Here is a 5370-nt window from a genome sequence, read left to right as displayed (position 1 = left end):
TAAATTTGAGCTTTGAATGATTCAGGGGTCGTAAGTGCAGAAGACTGCACAAAATCGGCATATTTTCAGGCGTTGTAATTGGAAAATGTGAATTTACGACAAGAAAAAAGCTGTATATTAAAAAACAGTTAAGATGGTGCGTAACTAATTAGCACCATCAAAATTTAAATATGAAAGGACTGAACTGATTTGTTTATACGAAAATTAACAATCGACGTAATGAAACGGAGCGTGATAAGCGAATGGCAGAAGAAAAGACTAAAAGATACAGCCTTGATAAACCTCTGTGTCAGGACAACACAGAGGTGCAGTCGGCTGAATATACCGATCACTACATCAACGGTGTGACCTATCGTGTGTGGTCTGCATTTGAGGGTAAAACCAATGTAGCTGATAGTCTCAGCAGACTAATGTTTCGCAAACTGGAATCAGGCGAACAGGTCGGAGAGGTAGTCGATGAATTTCAAAAAGGAATAGAGCGTATCAATAACAGCTCCTTAGTAACAATGTAAAATTTCAATAATCGGACTTAGCAACATTCAACAAATATTTTTACAGACAGCGGATTTTACTGGCATTTACAGCATAGTTGTGATATACTTGTGGAGCGGAAGATACCGCAAGGCTTATTAAATCCGCTGCTGAGAAAGGAGTTACTATGAAAAAACAGCAGCATTACAAGGCAGCACTTTATTGCAGACTTTCGGTTGATGACGGAAACTTTGGAGGAAGTGTTTCTATCGAAACTCAGAAAATTCTGCTTGAGCAGTACTGCAAAGATCATAAAATTACAGACTACAAATTCTATTGTGATGACGGTTGCAGCGGAACGAACTTTGACAGACCGTCCTTCAAAAAAATGCTTTCGGACATTGATGAGGGCAAAATCAATCTTGTTATCGTCAAAGACCTTTCTCGGTTTGGACGAAATTATGTCGAGGCAGGTATGTATGTTCAACGGTTTACCGACAGCAATATCCGATTTATTGCGGCGGACGATAACTATGATTCTCTTGTGAACAGCGACGATTTGCTGTTCCCGATAAAGAATGTAGTCAACGAAATGTACGCTCGTGACGTTTCAAAAAAGACCAAAGCGGCGAAAAAAGCTAAGGCGAGGGACGGACAGTTTATCGGATCAAAAGCTCCGTTCGGCTACAAGATAGACCCAAATGACCGTCATCATTTAATCGTGGACGAGCCTGCCGCACAGGTTGTTAAAAGAATTTTCAGACTTGCATCAGAGGGTGTTGGCTACAACAAAATGGCAAAAATATTTAGAGAAGAAAAGGTACTAACTCCCATTGCCTACTTCAACCTCAACAATCCGGATTACTTCAAATCGGATTACTGGCGCAAGGAATTTGACTGGCACGTTACTTCAATCCGCGCGATACTCAACAATGAAGTCTATCTAGGCAAGCTTGTTTACGGCAAGCAGAGAAACAAATCCATGAAAAGTAAAGAAAAGGTACGCAATCCTAAAGAGGATTGGATCGTGGTTGAAAACTGCCACGAGCCTATCATTACGCAGGAACTGTGGGATACGGTACACAAAATTCTGAATGCCAAGCACCGTCCTGCAAAGGCGGGAGAGGTTCAGATGTTTGCCGGACTTCTCTACTGTTCGGATTGCGGTCATTGCCTGACTTACTCGCAGAAACAGCGTAAAGACGGCAGTTATCACGGAGCGTACTCCTGTTGGATGTACAAAACTCACGGCAAAGAATACTGCGCTTCGCACTACATTACGTTTGATACAATTTACGAGCTTGTACTGATCGACATTCAGCGTAACTTGTTTCAGTACCGCAAAAATACGGATAAATTCAAGTCGATTTTAAGTCGGAAATATCAGTCTGATTCACAAAAGCAAGCGGAACAAATCACACTCGAATATGAGCAAAAGCAAAAACGCTGTGAGGAACTGGATAAGATTATCAGCCGACTTTATGAGGACAATGTTCTTGGGAGGATAGGCGATGAGAGATATGAGTCTATGTCGCAGAGTTACGAGTTGGAACAGGTGGAAATCAAAAAGGCGTTACCTATTCTCAAATCGAAAATTGACGAGTTGAAAAGACAATCAGATTGTGCGGATAACTTTATTAACGTTATAAAAAAATACACCATAATCGACAAGTTGGATGCCGCAATACTAAATGAGCTGATAGACAAAATTGTTGTTCATCACAAAGAACAAGCTGAGGACGGAAGAACATTTCAGCAGATTGAGATTTATTACAGATTTGTCGGAAAACTCGGCACGGAGAATGAATTATCCAAGGCGGCATAACCGTGCAAATACAGCGGTTACACACGAAAAATCAAAATACGATATGACGTCGCTTTATCGACAGCCCATGGTCGTCGGTTCGAGTCCGACTATCAGCTCCACCGCAGCGTGGTATGCAGTTTGCCCTCCGATCCATTTGTATGGGTCGGAGGGTTTATTATTATGTTGGCTGCGTAGGACATGGTGCAATGGCTGATGTAATAGTATAGAAAAAAGGACTGCTGCGGTCATGCGGCGGTCCTTTTTGGTATTATTCTTCGATTTGTTTGCCCAAGAACATTGCGGCGGCTTTGGCGAGCATGGACTGTTTATCGGTACAAAGCTCGGTATCGTCGGTAGCCATGAAAGCCACTGCGCCTGTTATATCGCCGTTTGTGAGGATAGGGGCGATGGTGAGGGCGTGGGTGGTGATACCCTCGACGGCTCTAAGCGGCTCGGCTGTGGTATCGGTATAGTCAAAGGTTTTGCGGTTTTCCAAAAGCTCCTCCAGGGCAGGGGAGAGGCGGCGCTGTGAATACTCTTTTTTCGGCACGCCTGACACTGCCACGACGTGGTCCTTATCGAACACCACGGCAGGTGCACCGCCAAGCTTTGAGATGACTTCCGCTGCCTGAGCTGCGCCCTCGGACATTTCGTTTATTGCGGAATACTTTTTGAAGATGACCTCGCCGTCGGGGTTGGTGTAGATCTCGAGGGGGTCGCCGTTACAGATAACGTTGACACTAAGAACCTTGCCTTTGCTATTTTTTATAACATTGACAAGTTGTCCGGCTGACTTTTTGCTCTCAGTGCCTTTATTAAAATTTTCGGCGGCTTTTTCGCTGACATCTGTCATTGCAGATACGCTCTCAGGTTCGTCAAGTGTGCCGTATTTCAGCAGGCAGTCAATATCAGCTTTGAGCTGAATATCTATATGATCTTCATAAACTGTTATTTTGTCGATTATCAGATTTATGTCATTTTTGTCAAGGGTAGGCTTATTCAAAATATTGTCGAAAATTTCAAATACGTTTTTTGCGGTTCGGTTTACTCTTACTATGGCATTATTTTTATCCACCGCCAGTTGCAACTGGTTTTTCAGTCCCTCTATTCGCAAGGTAAGCTCGTCGATCATTTCGGTGTAGGTTTCCTCAATGATCTCTGTACGATCAGGGTGACGCATTACATCTCTTGTCTGCTGACGTGTGAGCATTTTCATTTCAGCTTTTGCGTCCTCGATCTGTCCTTTTATCAGCTCCACGACTGACTTGCTGTTTTTGCTTTCGTTCTGCTCCTTAGCAATGGAGTTTTGCAGACGTTCGATCATATCCTGCGAATTGTCACGAACTTTTTGAATGTACTCTTTTAGCAGCTTATCAAGCATATCGACCCTTGTGTGATGTGATGTACAGCCTTTTGTTCCTCGTCTGTGATATGTTCCGCAGGTATAAGCGGCGGCAATATCGTTTCGGCTCATTGAGAACATTGGTGAGCCGCAGTCGCCGCAGTAGAGAAATCCGGAATAAGCATTTTCGTATTTTCTTACGCCACGATAGTGAGATGTGGTACGTTTTTTGAGATTCTCCTGTGCCAATGCGAACACCTTGTAATCCACGATAGGCGTGTGGTTGTTTTCAAATACAATGTGGTCAGTTTCGTGTTGCTTTACTTCATCACCGTTGATTCTCTTGCGGCGGTATTTGCCTTGACGGAGGGTGCCGATATAGAAATCGTTTGACAATATTTCGCTGATAGTTACCAAACTCCAAGTTTGTTTTGCCTCACGTTTGCACTCTTCACCGTTCGCCTCTTTTCGCATTTTCTCACACATACGAGGGGTAGGGATATGCTTTTCTGTAAGGTAATTTGCAATTTTTTTATAGCCCCAGCCCTCATTGTACTTTTCAAAAATATCACGTACCACCTGTGCGGCAGGCTCGTCAACATCAAATTTCATTGTTTTGCTGTTGGTCATAACGTAACCATAAGGCACGGCACATATCCATTTGCCTTCTTCCTGACGGCGTTTTATTACTGACTTGACTTTTTTTGAGGTGTCGGTAACGGGCATTTCGTTAATGAGAAATCTAAATTGGATAGCTGTCCAATCGTCATAGGTAGGATAATCAATGTTGTCACCTATTGAGATTATCCTCATACCGGCGTCACGGAGATCTTCAAGTTCTACAAGACCTTTGCTGTTGCGGCGTGAAAATCTTGAGAAGTCTTTGACGATAAGGATATCATATTCCATTCGCAGCATTTTCTTTCGCAGTTCCTGATAGCCCTCACGCTGTTCAAAAGTATATCCCGAACGGTCACGATCTTCGTAAAATTCAAGCGTGCTGTCTGGGAATTTTCGCTTTACAAAGTCAGTTATGATAGCTTTTTGGTTCTCGATAGAGGTGTTGTCCCTGTCCATTTCCTCGTCAACAGAAATTCGGCAGTAGCCTGCTATGCTGTATTTTGTGCTCATAACTTTCACCCTTTCTTTGATATAGTGGTACAATGTTGTCGCTTTTGATGATGGATCTTACCCTTGCGGATACATACAATGTTGTTAGTTTATATATTTTATTACAAATAATATTGTATCACATCTTTGCCCAAAAGGCAATAGGCAAAGGATATAAAAATAATGGTGGAGTGTATGTAAAGTGCACCATAGGTGCACTAGCTGTCAGAGAGTAATATTATGGTGGAGAAGATTTTCAGTACATTCGTACAGATCTTTAGAACCTGAGCGGAACACGGCAACTTTAAATTTTTCGCCGCTAAGCTCCTTTATCTTGCACTCAACCAAGTTCATAACTCTCTCATTTTGTTGTTCCGCATTGCTCAGCCAGATCTGAGCGATGCCTGATTTTTCGTTCTTTATTATCTGCAAAAGCAACACTCCTTATTACGATTTTTGCCTTTTTTGTATAGTGTTAATCAGTTTGCACATTTTGCTTTATCGCCTCGTTTCTATATGGTTTTATTGTCCGTGCTTTAAATTGACTGCCCTGTGACTCCTATTGCAAAGTTCGTATTCACGCCATTTGAGTGCGATTTCTGTAACTTGCGACCCCTAATTTTCTTTGAAAGCCGTATCT

General features: G+C 42.6%; 4 protein-coding genes. 2 read left to right on the top strand and 2 right to left on the bottom strand.

Annotation, left to right across the window (positions count from 1 at the left end; translation table 11 throughout):
- The first annotated feature begins 242 nt into the window (after window positions 1-242).
- Together AB5627_RS14085 and AB5627_RS14080 are read left to right on the top strand one after the other, a co-directional pair.
- On the top strand, window positions 243-512 hold the full coding sequence (locus AB5627_RS14085; RefSeq protein ID WP_041337439.1) for a hypothetical protein: 270 nt from the start codon (window positions 243-245) through the stop codon (window positions 510-512).
- A 146-nt stretch (window positions 513-658) separates the two neighbouring features.
- Window positions 659-2296, top strand: coding sequence for a recombinase family protein (locus tag AB5627_RS14080; RefSeq protein ID WP_041337440.1), 1638 nt, complete (start codon window positions 659-661; stop codon window positions 2294-2296).
- A 250-nt stretch (window positions 2297-2546) separates the two neighbouring features.
- On the opposite strand, the gene AB5627_RS14075 is transcribed toward AB5627_RS14080, so the two are convergent.
- Together AB5627_RS14075 and AB5627_RS14070 are read right to left on the bottom strand one after the other, a co-directional pair.
- The gene (locus tag AB5627_RS14075; RefSeq protein ID WP_117956591.1) at window positions 2547-4751 is read right to left on the bottom strand and encodes a stage V sporulation T C-terminal domain-containing protein; all 2205 of its coding nucleotides are present in this window, start codon (window positions 4749-4751) and stop codon (window positions 2547-2549) included.
- Between the two features lie 204 nt (window positions 4752-4955).
- Complete coding sequence (locus AB5627_RS14070) at window positions 4956-5162, bottom strand: hypothetical protein (protein WP_117956589.1); 207 nt, start codon at window positions 5160-5162, stop codon at window positions 4956-4958.
- Between the last annotated feature and the right edge of the window lie 208 nt (window positions 5163-5370).

Origin of the sequence: Ruminococcus sp. RTP21198st1_G1_RTP21198_201120 (assembly GCF_040924265.1) — a bacterium.
Classification (GTDB): domain Bacteria; phylum Bacillota; class Clostridia; order Oscillospirales; family Ruminococcaceae; genus Hominimerdicola; species Hominimerdicola aceti.
Note: the sequence above shows the minus strand (reverse complement) of the source record. Positions and strands in the feature narration are given on the sequence as shown.